The organism is Paracoccus alkenifer (genome assembly GCF_900108405.1).
GTDB lineage: Bacteria > Pseudomonadota > Alphaproteobacteria > Rhodobacterales > Rhodobacteraceae > Paracoccus > Paracoccus alkenifer.
This window is the reverse complement of record NZ_FNXG01000003.1, coordinates 376,808-395,767: the sequence shown is the minus strand read 5'-3', so window position 1 is coordinate 395,767 and position 18,960 is coordinate 376,808. Positions and strand designations below refer to the sequence as shown.

At 67.3% G+C, this 18,960-nt stretch carries 18 protein-coding genes; 17 read left to right on the top strand and 1 reads right to left on the bottom strand.

The annotated features are described in order from the left end of the window. Nucleotides 1-43 precede the first annotated feature (43 nt). The 7 genes from paaG to BLW83_RS10270 all read left to right on the top strand — a co-directional run bounded on the left by paaG (nucleotide 44) and on the right by BLW83_RS10270 (nucleotide 9,061). Nucleotides 44-832, top strand: coding sequence for a 2-(1,2-epoxy-1,2-dihydrophenyl)acetyl-CoA isomerase PaaG (gene paaG, locus BLW83_RS10300; protein WP_090848105.1), 789 nt, complete (start codon nucleotides 44-46; stop codon nucleotides 830-832). Nucleotide 833: 1 nt separating this feature from the next. Next, nucleotides 834-1,283, top strand: coding sequence for a hydroxyphenylacetyl-CoA thioesterase PaaI (paaI, locus tag BLW83_RS10295; RefSeq protein ID WP_090848104.1), 450 nt, complete (start codon nucleotides 834-836; stop codon nucleotides 1,281-1,283). Between the two features lie 12 nt (nucleotides 1,284-1,295). After that, nucleotides 1,296-2,606, top strand: coding sequence for a phenylacetate--CoA ligase PaaK (gene paaK, locus BLW83_RS10290; protein WP_090848103.1), 1,311 nt, complete (start codon nucleotides 1,296-1,298; stop codon nucleotides 2,604-2,606). A 117-nt stretch (nucleotides 2,607-2,723) separates the two neighbouring features. Then, a complete protein-coding gene (locus BLW83_RS10285) occupies nucleotides 2,724-3,323 on the top strand; it encodes a TetR/AcrR family transcriptional regulator (RefSeq protein WP_090848102.1) in 600 nt (199 codons plus the stop codon). Between the two features lie 282 nt (nucleotides 3,324-3,605). Next, a complete protein-coding gene (locus BLW83_RS10280; RefSeq protein ID WP_090848101.1) occupies nucleotides 3,606-4,352 on the top strand; it encodes an ImuA family protein in 747 nt (248 codons plus the stop codon). Continuing rightward, nucleotides 4,267-5,790, top strand: a complete 1,524-nt coding sequence (locus BLW83_RS10275) for a Y-family DNA polymerase (protein ID WP_090848100.1) — start codon at nucleotides 4,267-4,269, stop codon at nucleotides 5,788-5,790. Before BLW83_RS10280 ends, BLW83_RS10275 begins: the two co-directional genes overlap by 86 nt. 76 nt (nucleotides 5,791-5,866) lie before the next feature. Beyond that, the gene (locus BLW83_RS10270) at nucleotides 5,867-9,061 is read left to right on the top strand and encodes an error-prone DNA polymerase (RefSeq protein ID WP_090848099.1); all 3,195 of its coding nucleotides are present in this window, start codon (nucleotides 5,867-5,869) and stop codon (nucleotides 9,059-9,061) included. A 33-nt stretch (nucleotides 9,062-9,094) separates the two neighbouring features. Here the strand turns inward: BLW83_RS10270 and BLW83_RS10265 are convergent, their stop codons facing one another. Next, nucleotides 9,095-9,496 carry a nuclear transport factor 2 family protein gene (locus BLW83_RS10265; RefSeq protein WP_090848098.1) on the bottom strand — a complete coding sequence of 134 codons (402 nt, stop codon included), beginning with the start codon at nucleotides 9,494-9,496 and terminating at the stop codon, nucleotides 9,095-9,097. Nucleotides 9,497-9,659: 163 nt separating this feature from the next. Here BLW83_RS10265 and BLW83_RS10260 point away from each other — a divergent pair, with 163 nt between their 5' ends. The 10 genes from BLW83_RS10260 to BLW83_RS10215 all read left to right on the top strand — a co-directional run bounded on the left by BLW83_RS10260 (nucleotide 9,660) and on the right by BLW83_RS10215 (nucleotide 18,934). Then, nucleotides 9,660-10,337, top strand: a complete 678-nt coding sequence (locus tag BLW83_RS10260) for an isochorismatase family protein (protein ID WP_090848097.1) — start codon at nucleotides 9,660-9,662, stop codon at nucleotides 10,335-10,337. 1 nt (nucleotide 10,338) lies between these two features. Continuing rightward, on the top strand, nucleotides 10,339-11,277 hold the full coding sequence (locus BLW83_RS10255) for a polysaccharide deacetylase family protein (RefSeq protein WP_245728772.1): 939 nt from the start codon (nucleotides 10,339-10,341) through the stop codon (nucleotides 11,275-11,277). After that, nucleotides 11,277-12,200 (top strand): polysaccharide deacetylase family protein, encoded by a 924-nt coding sequence (locus tag BLW83_RS10250; RefSeq protein WP_090848096.1) that lies wholly within the window; start codon nucleotides 11,277-11,279, stop codon nucleotides 12,198-12,200. Before BLW83_RS10255 ends, BLW83_RS10250 begins: the two co-directional genes overlap by 1 nt. Before the next feature lie 109 nt (nucleotides 12,201-12,309). Then, nucleotides 12,310-13,704 carry a 3-isopropylmalate dehydratase large subunit gene (gene leuC, locus BLW83_RS10245; protein WP_245728770.1) on the top strand — a complete coding sequence of 465 codons (1,395 nt, stop codon included), beginning with the start codon at nucleotides 12,310-12,312 and terminating at the stop codon, nucleotides 13,702-13,704. Then, on the top strand, nucleotides 13,701-14,315 hold the full coding sequence (leuD, locus tag BLW83_RS10240; RefSeq protein ID WP_090848094.1) for a 3-isopropylmalate dehydratase small subunit: 615 nt from the start codon (nucleotides 13,701-13,703) through the stop codon (nucleotides 14,313-14,315). Before leuC ends, leuD begins: the two co-directional genes overlap by 4 nt. 57 nt (nucleotides 14,316-14,372) lie before the next feature. Beyond that, on the top strand, nucleotides 14,373-15,596 hold the full coding sequence (locus tag BLW83_RS10235) for an ABC transporter substrate-binding protein (RefSeq protein ID WP_090848093.1): 1,224 nt from the start codon (nucleotides 14,373-14,375) through the stop codon (nucleotides 15,594-15,596). A 61-nt stretch (nucleotides 15,597-15,657) separates the two neighbouring features. Continuing rightward, nucleotides 15,658-16,527 (top strand): branched-chain amino acid ABC transporter permease, encoded by an 870-nt coding sequence (locus BLW83_RS10230; protein ID WP_090848092.1) that lies wholly within the window; start codon nucleotides 15,658-15,660, stop codon nucleotides 16,525-16,527. Next, nucleotides 16,524-17,507, top strand: a complete 984-nt coding sequence (locus BLW83_RS10225) for a branched-chain amino acid ABC transporter permease (RefSeq protein WP_090848091.1) — start codon at nucleotides 16,524-16,526, stop codon at nucleotides 17,505-17,507. Before BLW83_RS10230 ends, BLW83_RS10225 begins: the two co-directional genes overlap by 4 nt. Next, a complete protein-coding gene (locus tag BLW83_RS10220; protein ID WP_090848090.1) occupies nucleotides 17,500-18,240 on the top strand; it encodes an ABC transporter ATP-binding protein in 741 nt (246 codons plus the stop codon). Before BLW83_RS10225 ends, BLW83_RS10220 begins: the two co-directional genes overlap by 8 nt. After that, nucleotides 18,233-18,934, top strand: a complete 702-nt coding sequence (locus BLW83_RS10215; protein WP_090848089.1) for an ABC transporter ATP-binding protein — start codon at nucleotides 18,233-18,235, stop codon at nucleotides 18,932-18,934. The genes BLW83_RS10220 and BLW83_RS10215 overlap by 8 nt, the downstream gene beginning before the upstream one ends. Nucleotides 18,935-18,960: the final 26 nt, after the last annotated feature.

Sequence of the window (18,960 nt, the reverse complement as noted above, 5' to 3'; positions counted from 1 at the left end):
AATTTGCGAGGCCCCGTGAATTCGGGGGAGAGGGAGAGAGTCCATGTCCGAAACCATCCTGACGGCTTTTGCCGACGGTGTCCTGACACTTACACTGAATCGCCCTGACAAGCTGAATTCCTTTAACGAGGACATGCATCTTGCCCTGCGGGCGGGTTTTCAGCGCGCCCACGACGATGCGCAGGTGCGCGCGGTGCTGCTGACGGGCGCCGGACGCGGCTTTTGCGCCGGGCAGGATCTGGGCGACCGCGACCCCAGAAAGGGCGGCCCCGCCCCCGATCTGGGCGAGACGCTGGACCGTTTCTACAACCCGAATCTGCGGCTGATTCGCAGTCTGGAAAAGCCGGTGGTGTGCGCGGTGAACGGGGTGGCGGCCGGGGCGGGCGCCAATATCGCCCTTGCCTGCGACATCGTTCTGGCGGCGAAATCGGCGAAATTCATCCAGGCCTTTGCCAGAATCGGCCTGATCCCCGATGCGGGCGGCAGCTGGAGCCTGACCCGCATTCTGGGCGAGCCGCGCGCCAAGGCGCTGGCGCTGACCGCCGAACCGCTGACGGCGGAAAAGGCCGCCGAATGGGGGCTGATCTGGAAAGCCGTGGACGACGGCGCGCTGATGGATCAGGCGAACGCGCTGACCCGCAGCCTCGCGGCCGGGCCGACCCTCGGCCTTGGCCTGACCAAGCGGCTGGTCCAGGCCGCGGCGACCAACAGCCTTGACGAACAGCTCGATCTGGAACGCGATTGCCAGCAGGCTGCCGGCCGCAGCGCCGATTATGCCGAAGGCGTCACGGCTTTCCTCGAAAAACGCCCGGCCAGGTTCCAGGGGAAATGACATGACCCCGCAGCAACTTGCCGAAGCCTGCGCCGCGGCGTTGTGGACGGACGACAGCGCCTCGCAGCGCCTTGGGATGGTGCTTGACCGCATCGGCCCCGGCATGGCGGTGCTGTCGATGGCCGTGACCGGGCAGATGACCAACGGCCACGGCACCATCCATGGCGGCTATATCTTCATGCTGGCCGACAGCGCATTCGCCTTTGCCTGCAACACCGTCGACCAGCGTTCGGTCGGCCAGCAAGCGGCGATCACCTATCTTGCCCCCGCCTTCAGGGGCGACCGGCTGACCGCCACCGCCCGCGAAATTTCGCGCCGGGGACGAGGCGGGCTGTATGACGTGACCGTGACCAACCAGAATGACGAGATCATTGCCGAATTCCGCGGCCATTCGCGCACGGTCAAGGGGACATTGCTGGCGCCCGAGGGGACGCCCGCGACTGCAATCTGAGGGAGGACGATTATGGAAGACCTGACCCCGCGCAAACAGGATCTCGACCCGATCGAGATCGCCTCGCGCGATGAAATCGAGGCGCTGCAATTCCACCGGATGAAGCGGTCGCTCAAGCACGCCTTTGAAAATTCGCCGTTCTATCGCAACCGCTTTATCGAACATGACGTGCATCCCGAGGATCTCAAGACCCTGCGGGACATCGCCAAATTCCCCTTTACCGTGAAACAGGACCTGCGAGACAACTATCCCTTTGGGATATTTGCCGTGCCGCAGTCCAGGCTGGTGCGCATCCACGGTTCGTCCGGGACCACCGGCAAGCCGACCGTCGTGGGCTATACCCAGGCCGACATCGACCATTGGGCGAACCTGATCGCGCGCTCGATCCGGGCGGCGGGCGGGCGTCCGGGCGACATCCTGCACAACGCCTATGGCTACGGGCTGTTCACCGGCGGCATCGGCGCGCATTACGGCGCCGAGCGGCTGGGCTGCACCGTGGTCCCGATCTCGGGCGGCATGACCGAACGCCAGGTGACGCTGATCAACGACTTCAAGCCGCGCGTCATCATGGTGACGCCCAGCTACATGCTGTCGATCCTTGACGAATTCCGCCGCCAGGGGCTGGACCCGCGGCAAAGCTCGTTGCAGGTCGGGATCTTCGGCGCCGAGCCATGGACCAACGCCATGCGCGAGGAAATCGAGGACGCCTTTGACATGCACGCGGTCGATATTTACGGCCTGTCCGAGGTCATGGGGCCGGGCGTCGCGCAGGAATGCGTCGAGACCAAGGACGGGCTGCATATCTGGGAGGATCATTTCTATCCCGAGATCATCGACCCTGTGACCGGCGAGGTGCTGGAGGACGGCCAGATGGGCGAACTCGTGTTCACCACGCTGACCAAAGAGGGCCTGCCGATGGTGCGCTATCGCACCCGCGACCTGACCCGCCTGCTGCCCGGCACCGCCCGGTCGATGCGCCGCATCGAAAAGATCACCGGCCGGTCCGACGACATGATCATCCTGCGCGGCGTCAATGTCTTTCCGACCCAGATCGAGGAACAGATCCTGAAATGCCGGGGTCTGACGCCGCATTTCCAGATCGAACTGAGCCGTTCGGGCCGGATGGACAACATGGTCGTGCATGTCGAATGCACCCCCGACCACAGCGCCGAGGACGCGCGGGCCAAGTCGGCCAGGGATCTGGCGCATCACATCAAGTCGATCGTCGGGGTTTCAAGCCGGGTCGAGGTCTGCGATCCGCACTCGGTCGCCCGGTCCGACGGCAAGGCAAAACGCGTGGTGGACAACCGCCCGAAAGAATGACGCAGGATCTGCGCGGGCGTGACAGTCGCCCGCGCAGCCGCTAGAAGCGGAAAAAGCCGTGCTTTCTCCGGGTCTCGCAGGAGTGGCGCGCGCCCTGCACTCAGGAAAGTGACGGTCATGGCTCGGACACGGGCACAGGATTTCGAGGAAAAAAGTCGCGGCATTCTGGACAACGCTGCCCAGGTTTTTGCCGAGCAGGGCATGGACAAGGCGTCCATGTCGCAGATCGCAGCCCATGCGGGGGTTTCGAAAGCGCTGCTTTATCACTACTACCCCAGCAAGGACGCGCTGATCTTTGCGATCATCCTGACCCACCTGCAAGAGCTGGATTCAGCCGTGGAAGCGGCCGATGATCCGGCCCTGCCCCCCGATCAGCGGCTGCGCCGGCTGGTCGGCGCCGTGCTGGAAAACTATCGGGGTGCCGATAATCAGCACAAGGTCCAGCTTAATGCCACCTCGGCCCTTTCGGATGATCGAAAGGCTGAAATCCTGACGCTGGAACGCCAGATCGTGCGGCGCTTTTCGGTGGTGCTGGACCAGATCAATCCCGACCTGAACGACAAGAGCCGCCCGCTGCTGACCCCGGTCACCATGTCGCTTTTCGGGATGATGAACTGGATGTATATGTGGTTCAAGGATGGCGGCCGCATCTCGCGCGAGGATTACGCCGATGTGGCCACGACCCTGATTCTTGAAGGAATCAGGGCGGTCCGCTGAGGCGCGGGACTCAGGACCGGCCCGGCGCCGGTGCGGGTTTTCCCTGATCATGTCCAAGGTCGCGCTGGCCGGCGCTGCCGGTCCACGATCCCCGATCCCCGATCCTCGGTCCCGAGGGCCGGGGATGGCGGCGGCGATGCGCCCGGCCGCCGGCTGCGGCAACCATCTGGATCACGCGATCACATCAGCCGAGCGGCAGATTGACTCTCTCCCTTGATAGGAACAAACAGGGAACTAACTGGCGGAATCAGTCGATGCAAGATCAGAAGGCGCCATTCTCGCATGTCCAGCCGACCTCTCAGCCCCGCCCTCGTGGCGCTTCGTGCCCGCATCGCGCGGATCGAGGCCGGGGATGCGGCACGGCCCCAGGTGCTGCCTTTCGGGATCGCGCCCTTTGACCGCAGCCTGCCCGGCGGCGGGCTGGCGCTGGGGTGTCTGCACGAGGTCGCGGGGCAGGGGGACGGTGCGGCGGCCACCGGCTTTGTGGCAGGGATTGCCGCGCGCACGCGGGGCGGGGTGCTGTGGTGCGTGGCGCGGCAGGATCTGTTCGCGCCGGGGCTGGAACAATCCGGCCTGCCGCCCGACCGGGTGATCCATGTCGAGGCCGGGGACGACAGGGCGGTGCTGGCCTGCATGGAGGAAGGGCTGCGCCACGGCGGGCTTGGCGCGGTGATCGGCGATATCGCCCGGCTGCCGATGGTGGCCTCGCGCCGGCTGCATCTGGCCGCGCGGGAAAGCGGCACGCTGTGTCTTGCGCTGCGGCGATGGGGACCGGGTGCGGATGGCGATTTCGGGCAGCCGACGGCGGCGATGACGCGCTGGCGGGTTTCGGCGCTGCCCTCGGCCCCGCTGCCGGTGCCCGGCGTGGGCCGTGCGCGCTGGCGGATCGAGCTGGTCCGCGCCCGCGCCGGCGAAGGCTTTGAAATCGAACTGGAGGCATGTGATGGCACGGGTCATCTCGGTCTTCCTGCCGACATGGCCGGTGGACCGGCTGCGGCGGCAGGCGGACGGCGCCGCGCCCCCGGCTGAGGCGCCGCTGGTCATTGCGGGCCGGGACGGCAGCCGCCGGGTGGTGATGGCGGTGGACGGGCGCGCGCAGGCGCTGGGGCTGCGGGCCGGAATGGCGCTGGCCAAGGCGCAGGCGCTGGTGCCGGGGCTGGCCGTCGTGCCGGCCGACCCGCGGGCCGATGCCAGGGGGCTGGAACGTCTGGCGCTGTGGCTGATGCAGCGGATCGCGCCGGTGGTGGCGGTCGATGCGCCCGACGGGATCGTGATCGATTCCACCGGCGCCGATCACCTGCACGGCGGAGAGGCCCCGATGCTGGACGCGCTGGTCGGGCGGCTGGCCCTTGCCGGCGTGACCGCCCGGGCCGCCATCGCCGACAGCTGGGGCGCGGCCCATGCGCTGGCGCGCTATCGGGCCGATCCGGTGCTGGTCGCCGCCCCCGGCACCGCGGGGGCGATGCTTGCGCCGCTGCCGGTGCAGGCCCTGCGGCTGCCGCCGGCGCTTTGCGACGGGCTGCATGATCTGGGCCTTGCCTGTATCGGCGATCTTGTCGGCCAGCCCCGCGCGCCGCTGACCCGCCGTTTCGGCCCGGAACCCTGCCGCAGGCTGGATCAGGCGCTGGGGCGGGCGGTCGAGCCCATCATTCCCCTGCGTGCCTCTGATCCGATCGAGGCCCGGTGCAGCTTTGCCGAACCGATCGCCGCCGCTGAAACCATCGCGCGCCATATCGCCCGGCTGGTCGATGCCCTTTGCGCCCTGCTTGCCGAACGTGGGCTGGGCGCGCGTCGCCTTGACCTGCTGTGCCACCGGATCGACGGCACCGTGCAGCCTGTCCGCGTGGGGCTTGCCCGCCCGGTGCGCGACCCTCGTCGGCTGGCCCGGCTGCTTTGCGACCGGATCGAGACCATCGATCCCGGGCCGGGGATCGAGATCATGTCGCTGGCGGCGATCCTGGCCCAGCCCCTGGCCGAACGGCAATCGGCCAGCGCGCTGGTCGAACAGGCCGAGCCGGATCTGTCGGGACTGATCGACCGGCTGTCCAACCGGGTCGGGGCGGGGGCGGTCTATCGTTTCGCGCCGGTCGCCAGCGATGTGCCGGAAAGATCCGTGCGCCGCATCCCGCCTCTGGCCGGGGACTGCGGCGCCGGCTGGCCCGGCCACTGGCCCCGGCCCGCGCGCCTGCTGACGCATCCCGACCCGATCGAGACCATGGCGCTGCTGCCCGATCATCCGCCGCACTGGTTTCGCTGGCGCGGCGCCCGCCATCTGGTGCGCCGCGCCGACGGCCCCGAGCGCATCTTTGGCGAGTGGTGGAAACGCGACGCCGAACTGGCCGCGGTGCGCGATTATTTCCGCGTCGAGGACGACTCTGGCGCGCGGTTCTGGATCTTTCGCGCCGGCGACGGCGAGGATGCGGCCACCGGCTCGCACCGCTGGTTCCTGCACGGGGTGTTCGGATGAATCGGTGCGCCGGACAGGATCGCGGGCATGGTCGCGGGAACGGTGCGTGTGAACACGCACCCTACGGGGGGCGCCCATGACCCTGCGCTATGCCGAATTGCAGGTGACCTCGCATTTTTCGTTCCTGCGCGGAGCCTCGTCGGCGGCCGAGCTGTTCGCCACCGCCGCCGCGATGGGGATCGAGGCGCTGGCGGTCGCGGATCGCAATACGCTTGCCGGGATCGTCCGCGCGCATGAGGCGGCACGGGAAACCGGGGTGCGGCTGGTGGTCGGTTGCCGGCTGGACCTGGCCTGCGGCATGTCGGTGCTGGTCTATCCCACCGACCGCCCGGCCTGGTCGCGGCTGTGCCGGCTGCTGTCGCTGGGTAAATCGCGGGCGGGCAAGGGCGGCTGCCATCTGGAATGGCCGGATCTGGCCGCCAGTGCGCAGGGGCTGCTGGCGGTGCTGGTCCCCGATCTGGCCGACGACGCCTGCGCCCTGCGGCTGCGCCGCCTGCGCGAGGTGTTCGGCGACCGCGCCTATCTGGCGCTGACCCTGCGGCGGCGGCCGAACGACCAGCTGCGACTGTGGGAACTGTCGCAGCTGGCGCAGCGGTTCCGCGTGGCCACGGTCGCCACCAACGACGTGCTGTTTCACGACCCCGGGCGGCGGCAGTTGCAGGACGTGGTCACCGCCATTCGCCACAACACCACCATCGACGCGCTGGGGCTGCGCCGCGAACGCCACGCCGACCGCCATCTGAAACCCCCGGCCGAGATGCACCGCCTGCTGGCGCGCTGGCCCGAGGCGCTGGCCCGCACGCTGGAAATCGCCGACCGCTGCCGGTTCAGCCTTGACGAGCTGCGCTATCAATACCCCGAAGAACGCGACGACCCCGCGCTGACCCCGCAGGAAACGCTTGAGCATCTGACCTGGCAGGGCGCCGCCGGGCGCTATCCCGCCGGCATTCCCGACAAGGTGGCGGCCACGCTGCGCCATGAGCTGGCGCTGATCGGCAGGCTGGACTATGCGCCGTATTTCCTGACGGTGGACAGCATCGTGCGCCATGCCCGCGCGCAGGGTATCCTGTGTCAGGGCCGCGGCTCGGCGGCGAACAGCGCGGTCTGCTATGTGCTGGGCATCACCTCGATCGACCCCGGCCACATCGACCTGCTGTTCGAGCGTTTCGTCAGCGAGGAACGCCGCGAGCCGCCCGACATCGACGTGGATTTCGAGCATGAGCGCCGCGAAGAGGTGATCCAGTGGGTCTTTGATCACTATGGCCGCGACCGCGCCGCGCTGACCGCCACGGTGATCCGCTACCGCTCGAAAGGCGCGCTGCGCGACGTGGGCAAGGCGATGGGCCTGCCCGAGGATCTGATCGCGACGCTGTCCAGCCAGCTGGGGCGCTGGAACGACGGCATCGGCGCGCGCGAACTGGCGGAACTGAACCTCAACGCCCACGACCGCCGGCTGCGGCTGACGCTGGAACTGGCCGCCCAGCTGCGCGGCGCGCCCCGGCATCTGTCGCAGCACCCCGGCGGCTTTGTGCTGACCCGTGACCGGCTGGACGATCTGGTCCCGATCGAGCCGGCGGCGATGGCGGACCGCCAGATCATCGAATGGGACAAGGACGACATCGACGCCCTGCGCTTCATGAAGGTGGACGTGCTGGCGCTGGGGATGCTCAGCTGCCTGAAACGGGGGCTGAAGCTCTTGGCCGACCACAAGGGGCTGCGGCTGGATCTGGCGACGATCCCGCAGGACGACGGGCCGACCTATGACATGATCTGCAAGGCCGACACGCTGGGCACCTTTCAGATCGAAAGCCGGGCGCAGATGACGATGCTGCCGCGGCTGCGGCCCCGCGAATATTACGATCTTGTGATCCAGGTGGCCATCGTCCGCCCCGGTCCGATCCAGGGCGACATGGTGCATCCCTATCTGCGCCGCCGCAACGGGCAGGAAGCGGTCGTCTACCCCATGCCGGAACTGGAAAAGGTGCTGGGCAAGACCTATGGCGTGCCGCTGTTCCAGGAACAGGCGATGCGCGTCGCCATCGAATGTGCGGGCTTTACCCCCGGTCAGGCCGACCTGCTGCGCAAATCCATGGCGACCTTTAAATCCGCGGGCGGGATTGCGCATTTCCGCGACAGGCTGGTCGCCGGGATGGTCGCGCGCGGCTACCCGGCGGATTTCGCCGAACGCATCTTTCGGCAGCTCGAAGGCTTCGGCTCTTACGGGTTTCCCGAAAGCCATGCCGCCAGCTTTGCGCTGCTGGCCTATGCCTCGGCCTGGCTGAAATGCCGCCACCCGGATGTGTTCTGCGCGGCGCTGCTGAACAGCCAGCCGATGGGGTTCTATGCCCCCGCGCAGATCGTCCGCGACGCCCGCGAACACGGGGTGGAAATCCGCCCGGTCTGCGTCAATGCCAGCGACTGGGACTGCACGCTGGAACCGGCGGGGACGGGGTTTGCCGTGCGGCTGGGGCTGCGCATGGTCCGGGGGCTGTCCAAGGCCCATGGCAAAGCCATCGCGCGCCAGCGGGGGGACCGGCCCTTCGCCTCGGTGGACGAGCTGCTGCGCCGGGCAGGCGTGCCCGTCACGGCCCTGACCGCCCTGGCCGAGGCCGACGCCTTTCGCCCCGCCCTCGGCCTTGCCCGGCGCGAGGCGCTATGGGCGATCCGCGGCCTGCGCCATCAGGAACTGCCGCTGTTCGCCGCCGCCGCCGCCCGGCACGAGGGCGCGATGCTGCCCGAGATGGCAGAGCCGCCCGCGACCCTGCGTCCGATGCCCGCGGGGCGCGAGGTGGTGTCCGATTACCGCCACACCGGCCTGAGCCTGCGCCGCCATCCCGTGTCGTTTCTGCGCGCCGATCTGGCTCGCCGCCGCATCGTCACCTGCGCCGCGGCCATGGGCGCGGACAACCGCCGCCGGGTCGAGGCGGCCGGGATCATCCTTGTCCGCCAGCGCCCCGGCTCGGCCAAGGGGGTGATGTTCATCACGCTTGAGGACGAGACCGGCATCGCCAACGTGGTGGTCTTGCCGAAGCTGTTCGAGCGATACCGCCGCGTCATCCTGTCTGCCGGCATGATCGCCGTCGCCGGCCGCATCCAGAGCGCGGACGGGGTGGTGCATCTGGTCGCCCAGCGCATCACCGATCTTTCACCCGAGCTTGCCAGCGTCGGCGAACACGGCACCCTGTCCGCCACAAGGGAAACCAGGCTGCCCGAGACACTGCCCTGCCGCCCCCCAGATTCGATCCGCGTCCCGACCCGGGATTTCCGCTGACATATCCTGGCCGCCAGCCCCGGGGGCTGCGGATCACCCCTGCGCGGACAGCGCCTTGAGCTTGTATTCGCCCATGTCGTTCCAGACATGCTGGCGCCAGATCTTGCCGTCGCGCAGGTCGAACAGGTCGACAAAGCGGATGTCCTCGAAGGTCGAGCCGTCCAGCCATTCGCCATACAGCCGGCCGGCGATCAGCACGCTCTCGCCCTCGGGGGTGGTCCAGCTGTCGCGGCGGTCGAAATGCTTGCCGACAAAGCGATAGCGGGTGGCGGCGCCGGCGACCATCGCGTCGATGCTGTCGAATCGGGCCCCGCCGGGAAACACCATCTCAAGCGCATCGGCGGCGACAAAGCTGCGCGCCAGATCAAGGTCGCGTTTTTCCATCGCGATCAGAAAAGCCTCGCAGATCGCGACGGCATCGGTGGGTTGCGTCATCTGACTATCCTTCAGGTTGCGTGTGCGTCCCGGACCTCGCCGCTGCGCAAAAGATACTTTACAAATGACTTAAAGGAATAACAATATGCAGCATAGGCGCCCATGCGGGTCGCGGACCCCACCGGGTCGCGCCCGCACACGGCGCGCAAGCAGAGGAGATCACATGGAAACGTCATCGCTGACCGCCCGCCAGCTTTACGAACATGCCAAGGCCAACCCGACCCGGCGCCGCTTTGGCTTTGGTCGCAAGCCCATGCTGATCCATATCGACCTGCAACTTTCCTATACCGGCGTCGGCGAATTCGCGACGGCGTATGAAACCGACCCCCGGCAGGTGGATCACGTCAACCACCTGTCCACCCTGGCCCGCGCCAAGGGGCTGCCGATCACCTGGACTTATGTCGCCTATATGGAATCGGGCGAGGATTGCGGGGTCTGGGGCACCCGCACCGACACCCCCGATTCGCTACAGAACATCAAGGTGGGTTCGCGCCGGGCGGAACTGGACCCCCGGCTGGATGTCGATCGCGTCAAGGACATCGTCATCAACAAGCGCATGGCCTCGGCGTTTCATGAAACCAACCTGCAATCGCTGATGGTCTGGCATCAATGCGATACTGTGGTGCTGACGGGGGGATCCACCTCGGGGTGTGTGCGCGCGACGGTGGTCGATGCGATCTCGCGCGGGTATCGGGTGATCGTCCCCGAGGAATGCGTGGCCGACAAGCATGAAAGCCCGCATTTCGCCAATCTCTACGATATTTCGGTGAAATACGGCGATGTGATCCCCGTGGCCGAGGCCATCGAATGGTATGAATCCTTTCAGCCCGGGGATTGCTGAGATGACCGGCCAGCCGGAAATGCAGGCCGATCTGGGGCTTTACGACTATCTGCCCTGGCCGGGGCGGCCGAAAATCACCTGGCCCGGCGGCAAGAAGCTGGCGGTGTGGATCGCCCCGAACATCGAGTTCTACGAATACGACCCGCCCGACAATCCGACCCGCACCCCCTGGGGGCGGCCCAACCCGGATGTGCTGCAATATTCGCACCGCGATTACGGCAACCGCGCCGGCTGGCAGCGGATGATGGCGGCGATGGACCGGGCGGGATTTCGCGGCTCGGTCTCGCTGAACGTGGCGCTGTGCGACCACCACCCCGAAATCATCCGCGCCTGCGCCGACCGGGGGTGGGAGTTCTTTTCCCACGGCATCTACAACACCCGCTATGTCTATAACATGACCATCGAGCAAGAGCGCGAGATCATCCGCGACGCCTTCGACACGGTCCGCAACCATACCGGGCAAGAGCTGGCGGGCTGGCTGTCGCCGGCGCTGTCCAACAACCTGTGGACCATGGATATTCTGGCCGAAGCCGGCATCCAGTATACTTGCGACATGTTCCACGACGACCAGCCGATGCCGGTCAAGGTGGCGTCGGGGCGGCTGATCTCGATGCCCTACTCGCTGGAAATGAACGACGTGATCGTCTATAACAGCCACAAGGTGACGCCCCGCCATTACGGCGAAATCATTCGCCGCCAGTTCGACCAGCTTTACCGGGAATCGGACGACAGCGGCATGGTGATGTGCATCCCGTTGCATCCCTATCTGGTCGGCCAGCCGCATCGGATCGACGCCTTTGCCGAGGCCATCGCCTATATCGCCGGCCATGACGGTGTCTGGCAGGCGACGGGGCGCGAGATCGCCGCCGCCTATCACGCCAGCGGCGCCTATGACGCGATGACCGCCGCCGCGGCCGCACATGCAGGGGGGGCGCGCTGATGCCCATGCCCGACAGCTATCTGGATTATCCCGCCCGCCGCTACGGCATGGACCACGACCGCTACGATTGGTCCGACATGTTCCAGCGCCAGCCGATCCGCTGGCCGGGCGGCGCGCGCATCGCGCTGTCCATCGTCACCCATGTGCAGCATTTCCCGCTGGACATGCCGGCGAAACCCTTCAAGGCGCCGGGCGCGCTGTCGATGCCCTATCCGGATTTTCGTTATTTCACCAACCGCGACTATGGCAACCGGCTGGGCGTGTTCCGCATCCTGCGGCTGCTGTCCGACATGGGGCTGCGCGGCAGTTTCGCGATCAACGGCTGCATTGCCGCGCGCTATCCGGCGGTGGTGCGGGCGGTGGTCGAGGGCGGGCACGAGGTGGTGGCCCACGGGCTGGACATGGGCAAGGTCCACCACTCGGGCCTGACCGAGGCCGACGAGGACGCGATCATCGCCCAGGCGCTGCGGCTGCTGCGCGCAGGCTCGGGGCAGGCGGTCGAGGGCTGGCTGTCGCCCGGGCGCGCGCAGGGGTTCAACACCCCCGAGCTGCTGGCCCGCAACGGCGTGCGCTGGTGTCTCGACTGGGCCAACGACGACCTGCCCTATGAAATGCGCACCGCGCAGGGGCCGCTGCTGGCGATGCCGCTGGCCTATGAGACCGACGACCGGGTGGTGGCCAGCGAATATTTCCACTCGGAACCGGAATGGGTGCAGCAGGTCAAGGACCGCTTTGACGTGCTGTATCGCGAAAGCGCCGAATACGGCGGCCGGGTGATGAGCGTGCCGCTGCACAGCTGGGTCTCGGGGATGCCCTATCGGGTGGAATATCTGCGCGAGGCGCTGGGCTACATGCTGGCCCATGACGGCGTGTGGACCGCCCCGGCAGGCGAAATCGCCACGGCCTTTGCCGGTCAGGAATGACCGGCCCCGGCCCGCGCGCGAGATCCCGCGCGGGCCATCGCCGCGGCCAGCGGCGCCAGACACAGGAACGACCCGAATGACCGACCCCCGGCCCCCCGCACCGCGGACAATGTTCGAAAAGATCTGGGCGGCGCATGAGATCCTGCGCCATCCCTCGGGGCCGTCGCTGCTGTATATCGACCGCGACCTGATCCACGAGGGCAGCTTTCACGCCTTTGCCGATCTCAAGCGGCGCGGGCTGGCGCCGCGCCGGCCAAAGCAGGTGTTCGGCATCGCCGATCACTATGTGCCCACGCTTGGCCGCCGCCCCGAGGATGCGGCCACCCCGGCGATCGAGCGGATGATCCGCACCTTCGACGCCAATATGGGCTGGGGCGGCGTGCGCCATTTCGGCATCGGTGATCCGGCACAGGGCATCGTGCACGTGGTGGCGCCCGAACAGGGCATCACCCTGCCGGGGCTGACCATCGTCTGTTCGGACAGCCACACCTCGACGCAGGGCGCGCTGGGTGCGATGGCCTTCGGCATCGGCCAGTCGGAAAACGCCCATGTCCTGGCCACCCAGACCCTGTGGCAGATGCGCCCGAAAACCATGCGGGTCACGGTCGAGGGCAGGCTGGGCACCGGCGTCACCGCCAAGGACGTGGTGCTGACCCTGATCGCCCGTATCGGTGCGGCCGGCGCGGTGGGCCATGCCATCGAATATGCCGGGCCGGTGGTGCGCAACCTGTCGATCGAGGGGCGGCTGACCATCTGCAACATGTCGATCGAGGCTGCCGCAAGGCTGGGCATGGTCGCCCCCGACGAGACCACATTTCGCTATCTGCAAGGCAGGCTTTACGGCCCCGATGCGCAGGAATGGGACGGGGCGGTGGAAAAATGGCAGCGCCTGCCCAGCGACGAGGGCGCGGTTTTCGACCGCGAGATCACGCTGGACGGGGCCGCCATCGCGCCGATGGTCACCTGGGGCACCAGCCCCGACGATGCGGTGCCGATCACCGGGCGGGTTCCCGACCCGGCGGGCATGGCGGATGACGACAAGCGCAAATCGGCGGCCAAGGCGCTGGAATACATGGGCCTGACGCCGGGAACGCCGCTGGACGGGCTGCCCATCGACCGGGTGTTTCTGGGTTCGTGCACCAATGCGCGGATCGAGGATCTGCGCGCCGCCGCCGCGGTCCTGCGCGGGCGCAAGGCGGTGGTGCCGGCGATGGTGGTGCCCGGCTCGACCCGGGTGCGCGATCAGGCCGAGGCCGAGGGGCTGGGCGCGATCTTCCGCGAGGCCGGGTTCGAGTGGCGCCATTCCGGCTGCTCGATGTGTGCGGCGATGAATGGCGATGTGGTGGGGCGGGGCGAGCGCTGCGCCTCGACCTCGAACCGCAATTTCGTGGGCCGGCAGGGACCGGGCGCGCGCACGCATCTGCTGTCGCCGGCCATGGCGGCGGCGGCGGCGATCACCGGCCGGCTGACCGACGTGCGCCGCCTGATGGAGGATGCGCCATGAAACCTTTCACCCGTGTGACCGCGCCGGCGGTTTTCGTGCCCGGCCTCAATTGCGACACCGACCAGATCATTCCGGGGCGCTTCATCAAGGCCGACCGCGCCGAGGGTTATGACAAGTTCCTGTTTCACGACATCCGCCGCGATGCCGCGGGCGAGCTGGACCCGGATTTCCCGCTGAACCGCCCCGGCGCCGAGGCCGCGAAAATCCTGCTGGTCGAGGATAATTTCGGCTGCGGCTCGTCGCGCGAAGGGGCGGTCTATGCGCTGGCCGATGCCGGGATCCGGGCGCTGATCGCGCCGGGTTTCGGCGACATCTTTCACAGCAACGCGCTGAAAAACGGCCTGGTGCCGGTGCGCCTGCCGCCCGAGACCTGCGCGGCGCTGGCCGATCACCTGACCGACAATCCCGGCGCCGTCATCACCGTCGATCTCGAAGCCGGGCTTGTGACCCTGCCGGGCAATCTGGGCAGCCACGATTTTTCCATCCCCGCCTTTTCGCGCGAGGCGATCCTGAAAGGGTTGGACGAGATCGAGATGACCATGACCCATATGGACGAAATCCGCGCCTTCGAGACGGCGCGGATCGCCGCGAACCCGTGGCTGGGGCGGTAAGACCGATGCGAACCAAGTTCGGCCCAGCGGGCTGACAACACCAGGGAGGAAACCACGATGACCCATTATATCAACCGCCGCGGCCTGCTGAAGGCATCCGGGGCCATGGCGCTGCTGAGCGGGCTTGCCAGCCCCTCGATCCTGCGCGCGCAGACCCCGGTGGTCAAGATCGGCGTGCTTGAGCCGCTGACCGGCAACCTCGCCTATAACGGCACCCAATGCGCCGCCGGGGCGAAATTCGCCGCCGAGGCCATCAACGCCGCCGGCGGCATCAAAAGCATGGGCGGCGCGCAGATCGAGCTGGTGATCGTCGATGCCGAAAGCCGGCCCGAGGTCGCGGCCGCCGCCGTCGATACGCTGGCCGAGGCGGGCGTATGCGCCTTTACCGGCGCCAGCGCCTCGGCCCTTGGGCTGGCCTCGTCGCAGGCGGCGGCGAAATACGATCTGGCGCAGGTGTTCTCGGTCGGCACCGCCGAAGCCATCGTCGAGCGCGGGCTGCACAACGTGTTCCGCTATACCCCGGGGGTGAACAAGATCACCGCGGTGGCGATGGACAACCTCAAGCTGCTCAACGACGGGGCGGGCAATCCGGTCAAGACCGCGGCCATCATCCACGAGGACGGCCCCTTCGGGACCAGCATGGCCGACCTGATCGAAAAGACCCTGCCCGATCAGGGCATCACCGTGGTCGAGCGCATCGCCCACCCGACCCCGCATCGCGATTTCAACAACATCGCCCTGCGGGTCAAGGCGTCCAAGGCCGACATCATCATCCCCTCGAACTACATCAACGAATACACGCTGATGACGCGGGCGCTGCAACAGCAGCGGGTCGAGTTGATGGCGATCTATTCGGTGCTGGGCGGCGCGGCCTCGAACATCAAGTTCGTGCGCGAAAACAACGATCTGGCCCAGTATGTCATCGACTGCAACCACTGGTATGACCCCAAGAAAGAGGCATCGCAGGCGCTGGCCGCCAGCGTGGCCGCCGCCGGGCTGGACATGACCTATGACGTGATGGTGGCCTATGCCACGATCCAGGTCGTGGCCGACGCGCTGGAACGGGGGGCCTCGGACGATCGGCTCAAGATGATCGAGGCGCTGGCGGCGTCCGATTATGCGGATTCGATCATGCCCTACGGCCCGACCAAATTCGTCAACGGCGACAATGTGAGCGCGGCGCCGGTGAACCTGCAAGTGCGCGGCGACAAGATCGAGGTGATCTTCCCCGCCGAATACGCCACCGCCGAGCCGGTGTTCCCGCGCCCCGCCGCGGGCTGAGCCACCCGGTCCCCGCCGGCTTGCCCGGCGGGGGCCGCCACGTCTCTGAGAGCATGCACCCATGTCCAGCCTGATCCTGCCAGCCGTTCTGAACGGCCTGACGATGGGGGCGGTCTATGCGCTGATCGCGCTTGGCCTGACCCTGATCTACGGCGTTCTGCATATCATCAACTTTGCCCATGGTAGCCTGCTGATGCTGGGCCTCTATGCGGCTTATTTCCTGTTTTCATATCTGGGCATCGACCCCTATCTGGCGATCATCTTCGTGGTGCCGGCGTTTTTCGTGCTGGGCTATCTGCTGCAACGGGTGGTGATCGCCCCGATGAGCGCGGGGTCCGAACAGAACGTGCTGCTGGTCACGCTGGCGCTGTCGCTGGTGATCGACAATCTGGCGCTGTTTTTCTGGACGTCGAACACCCGCACGGTCGACATCCCCTATGCCTGGGACACGGTCGAGGTGCTGGGTGCCTATTTGACCAAGGGCCGCGTCATCGCGTTTTTCGCGGCGCTGCTGGTGGCCGGGCTGATGTGGCTGTTCATGACCCGCACCCGCACCGGCTCGGCCATCCGCGCGGTGGCGATCGAAAAGCGCGGGGCCGAGATCGTCGGCATCGACGTCAACCACACCTATGCGCTGACCTTTGGCATCGGCACCGCCTGCGTGGCGCTGGCCGCCTGCCTGCTGCTGCCGACATTCTACGCCACGCCGCAGGTCGGCTATACCTTTGTGCTGGTCGCCTTTACCACGGTGGTGATGGGCGGCATGGGCAGCCTGCCGGGCGCGCTGGTCGCGGGGCTGGCGCTGGGCGTCATCGAGGCGCTGGGCGGGCTGTTTCTGGGCGAAAGCCTGGGCCAGATCGGCATTTTCGTCGCCTTTATCCTGACATTGCTGTTCCGGCCTGCCGGGCTTTTGGGAAGGAAGCCGACATGATGCGTCTTGCTTCGTATGGGCAGGTCGCGCTGGTCGTGGCGGTTCTGGCCTATCTGGGGGCGGTCTATGTCATGCCCTCGCAGGTGTGGATGGGCTTTACCATCAACGCCCTGGCCATGACCATAGTGGCGCTGTCCTGGAACGTGACCGGCGGCTTTGGCGGCATGTCGTCCTTTGGCCATGCGGCGATGTATGGCACCGGCGCCTATGCCTCGGCGGTGTTGCAGGTGCAGTTCGGCGTCAATGCCTGGCTGGCCTTTGGCGCCGGCATCATGGCGGGCGCGCTGATGGGCGGCTTTATCGGGGCGCTGTCGTTCCGCTATGGGTTGAAGGGCTCGTATTTCGCGCTGGTCACGCTGGCCTTTGCCGAGGTGCTGCGCATCTGCGCGGCCTCGTTCAACATCACCGGCGGCGGGCGCGGGCTGCAACTGGCCATCGAGCCGGGGGTGGCGGCGCTGCAGTTCAACAAGGACCGGGTGCTGACCTATACGCTGCTGCTGGCCATCGTGGCGCTGGTGATGGCGCTGACCGCATGGCTGAAATATTCCCGCTTCGGCGCCTATCTGGTCGCCGTGCGCGAGAACGAGGACGCCGCGCGGGCGCTGGGCATCGACACCTATCGCGTCAAGGTGACCGCCATGGCGATCTCGGGCGCGTTCGGGGGGCTGGCAGGCGCGATCTATCTGCAACTGTGGCTGTTCATCGATTCCGCGGTGGTTTACGGGGTCGCGATTTCGGTGGTGGCGCTGATCGGGCCGATCATCGGCGGCGCGGGCACGGTCTGGGGGCCGCTGGTCGGCACGCTGGGCCTGCATCTGCTGGGCGAGGGTGCCAAGACCGCGCTGCACAACGCGCCGGGCCTGAATTTCGTGCTTTACGCGGTGGTGCTGATCGTGGCGCTGCGGTTCCTGCCCCAAGGCATCATGGGGCTGGCGGCGCGGATCGGCGCCTTTGGCCGAAAGGGGGGTGACGATGCTTGAGGTTCGCAACCTGACCAAGCGGTTCGGCGGGCTGGTGGCGGTGTCGGATGCCTCGCTCGACGTGCCCGAAGGCGCGATCGTCGGCCTGCTGGGGCCGAACGGCGCCGGCAAGACCACCTGCTTTACCATCATCGCCGGCTTTACCCGCGCCGATTCCGGCAGCGTGCGCCTGAACGGGCAGGACATCACCGGCATGGCCCCGCATCGCATCTGTGGGCTGGGCATGGTGCGGACCTTTCAGATCGTGCAGCCCTTTGCCGGGTTGACGGTTCAGGAAAACATCGCCGTCGGTGCCTATCTGCGCCATGACAACCGCCGCGATGCCATGGCCGAGGCCCGCGCCATCGGCAAAAGGCTGGGCATGGGCGCGATGCTGGACCGCCCGGCCAGTTCGCTGACCATCGCTGGCCGCAAACGGCTGGAAATCGCCCGCGCGCTGGCCACCGGCGCAAAGCTGCTGCTGCTGGACGAGGTGATGGCCGGGCTGATCCCCACCGAGGTCACCGAGATCGTCGGCATCATCCGCCAGATCCGCGACGAGGGGCACACTTTCCTGATGATCGAACATGTCATGCAGGCGGTGATGAGCCTGGCCGAGACCGCCTATGTCCTGAACTACGGCAAGATGATCGCGCAGGGCACGCCGCGGCAGCTGGTGCGCGACCCGGCGGTGGTCGAGGCCTATCTGGGCCACGGCGCCGCCGCCCGACTGCAAGAGGCCGAACATGCTTGAGATCACCGGAATCCATGCCGGCTACGGGCAGATGGCGGTGCTGCGCGGCATCGACATGCGGATCGGCCCCGGCGAGATCGTGGCGCTGCTTGGCTCGAACGGGGTGGGCAAGACCACGCTGAACAATGTCATCAGCGGCTTCATTGTGCCCAGTGCGGGCGAGGTGCGCTTTGACGGCGAGCGGCTGACCGGCCGGCGCCCGCGCGAGATCGTGGCGATGGGCATCGCGCAGGTGCCCGAGGGGCGCAAGGTGTTTCCCAACCTGACCGTGGCCGAAAATCTGGAACTGGGGGCGTTCCGGCGGGCCGGCGCGCGCAAGCGGCAGAATTTCGACCGTATCTGCGCGATCTTTCCGCGGCTTTCCGAAAGGCTGGAACAGCTTGCCGGCACGCTGTCGGGCGGCGAGCAGCAGATGCTGGCCATCGGGCGCGGCCTGATGTCGGAACCGCGGCTGCTGATCCTTGACGAGCCGTCGCTGGGCCTGTCGCCGCTGCTGGTCGAGGAAATGTTCGCGCTCGTCACCCGGATCAATGCCGAAGGCGTCGCGGTGCTGCTGGTCGAACAGAACGTCATGCAGTCGCTGGGTGTCGCCGGGCGGGCCTATGTGCTGGAACAGGGGCAGCTGGTCATGCAGGGCACCGCCGCCGAAATGCTGGCCGATCCGAAATTGCGGCAGGCCTATCTGGGCCTGTGAGGCTGGCGGCCGGCACCCGCCGGTCG

Bases quoted from the DNA above. Each gene is read 5' to 3' on its own strand.
- paaG (WP_090848105.1), top strand. From the start codon at position 44: ATGTCCGAAACCATCCTGACGGCTTTTGCCGACGGTGTCCTGACACTT.
- paaI (WP_090848104.1), top strand. From the start codon at position 834: ATGACCCCGCAGCAACTTGCCGAAGCCTGCGCCGCGGCGTTGTGGACG.
- paaK (WP_090848103.1), top strand. From the start codon at position 1,296: ATGGAAGACCTGACCCCGCGCAAACAGGATCTCGACCCGATCGAGATC.
- BLW83_RS10285 (WP_090848102.1), top strand. From the start codon at position 2,724: ATGGCTCGGACACGGGCACAGGATTTCGAGGAAAAAAGTCGCGGCATT.
- BLW83_RS10280 (WP_090848101.1), top strand. From the start codon at position 3,606: ATGTCCAGCCGACCTCTCAGCCCCGCCCTCGTGGCGCTTCGTGCCCGC.
- BLW83_RS10275 (WP_090848100.1), top strand. From the start codon at position 4,267: ATGGCACGGGTCATCTCGGTCTTCCTGCCGACATGGCCGGTGGACCGG.
- BLW83_RS10270 (WP_090848099.1), top strand. From the start codon at position 5,867: ATGACCCTGCGCTATGCCGAATTGCAGGTGACCTCGCATTTTTCGTTC.
- BLW83_RS10265 (WP_090848098.1), bottom strand. From the start codon at position 9,496: ATGACGCAACCCACCGATGCCGTCGCGATCTGCGAGGCTTTTCTGATC.
- BLW83_RS10260 (WP_090848097.1), top strand. From the start codon at position 9,660: ATGGAAACGTCATCGCTGACCGCCCGCCAGCTTTACGAACATGCCAAG.
- BLW83_RS10255 (WP_245728772.1), top strand. From the start codon at position 10,339: ATGACCGGCCAGCCGGAAATGCAGGCCGATCTGGGGCTTTACGACTAT.
- BLW83_RS10250 (WP_090848096.1), top strand. From the start codon at position 11,277: ATGCCCATGCCCGACAGCTATCTGGATTATCCCGCCCGCCGCTACGGC.
- leuC (WP_245728770.1), top strand. From the start codon at position 12,310: ATGTTCGAAAAGATCTGGGCGGCGCATGAGATCCTGCGCCATCCCTCG.
- leuD (WP_090848094.1), top strand. From the start codon at position 13,701: ATGAAACCTTTCACCCGTGTGACCGCGCCGGCGGTTTTCGTGCCCGGC.
- BLW83_RS10235 (WP_090848093.1), top strand. From the start codon at position 14,373: ATGACCCATTATATCAACCGCCGCGGCCTGCTGAAGGCATCCGGGGCC.
- BLW83_RS10230 (WP_090848092.1), top strand. From the start codon at position 15,658: ATGTCCAGCCTGATCCTGCCAGCCGTTCTGAACGGCCTGACGATGGGG.
- BLW83_RS10225 (WP_090848091.1), top strand. From the start codon at position 16,524: ATGATGCGTCTTGCTTCGTATGGGCAGGTCGCGCTGGTCGTGGCGGTT.
- BLW83_RS10220 (WP_090848090.1), top strand. From the start codon at position 17,500: ATGCTTGAGGTTCGCAACCTGACCAAGCGGTTCGGCGGGCTGGTGGCG.
- BLW83_RS10215 (WP_090848089.1), top strand. From the start codon at position 18,233: ATGCTTGAGATCACCGGAATCCATGCCGGCTACGGGCAGATGGCGGTG.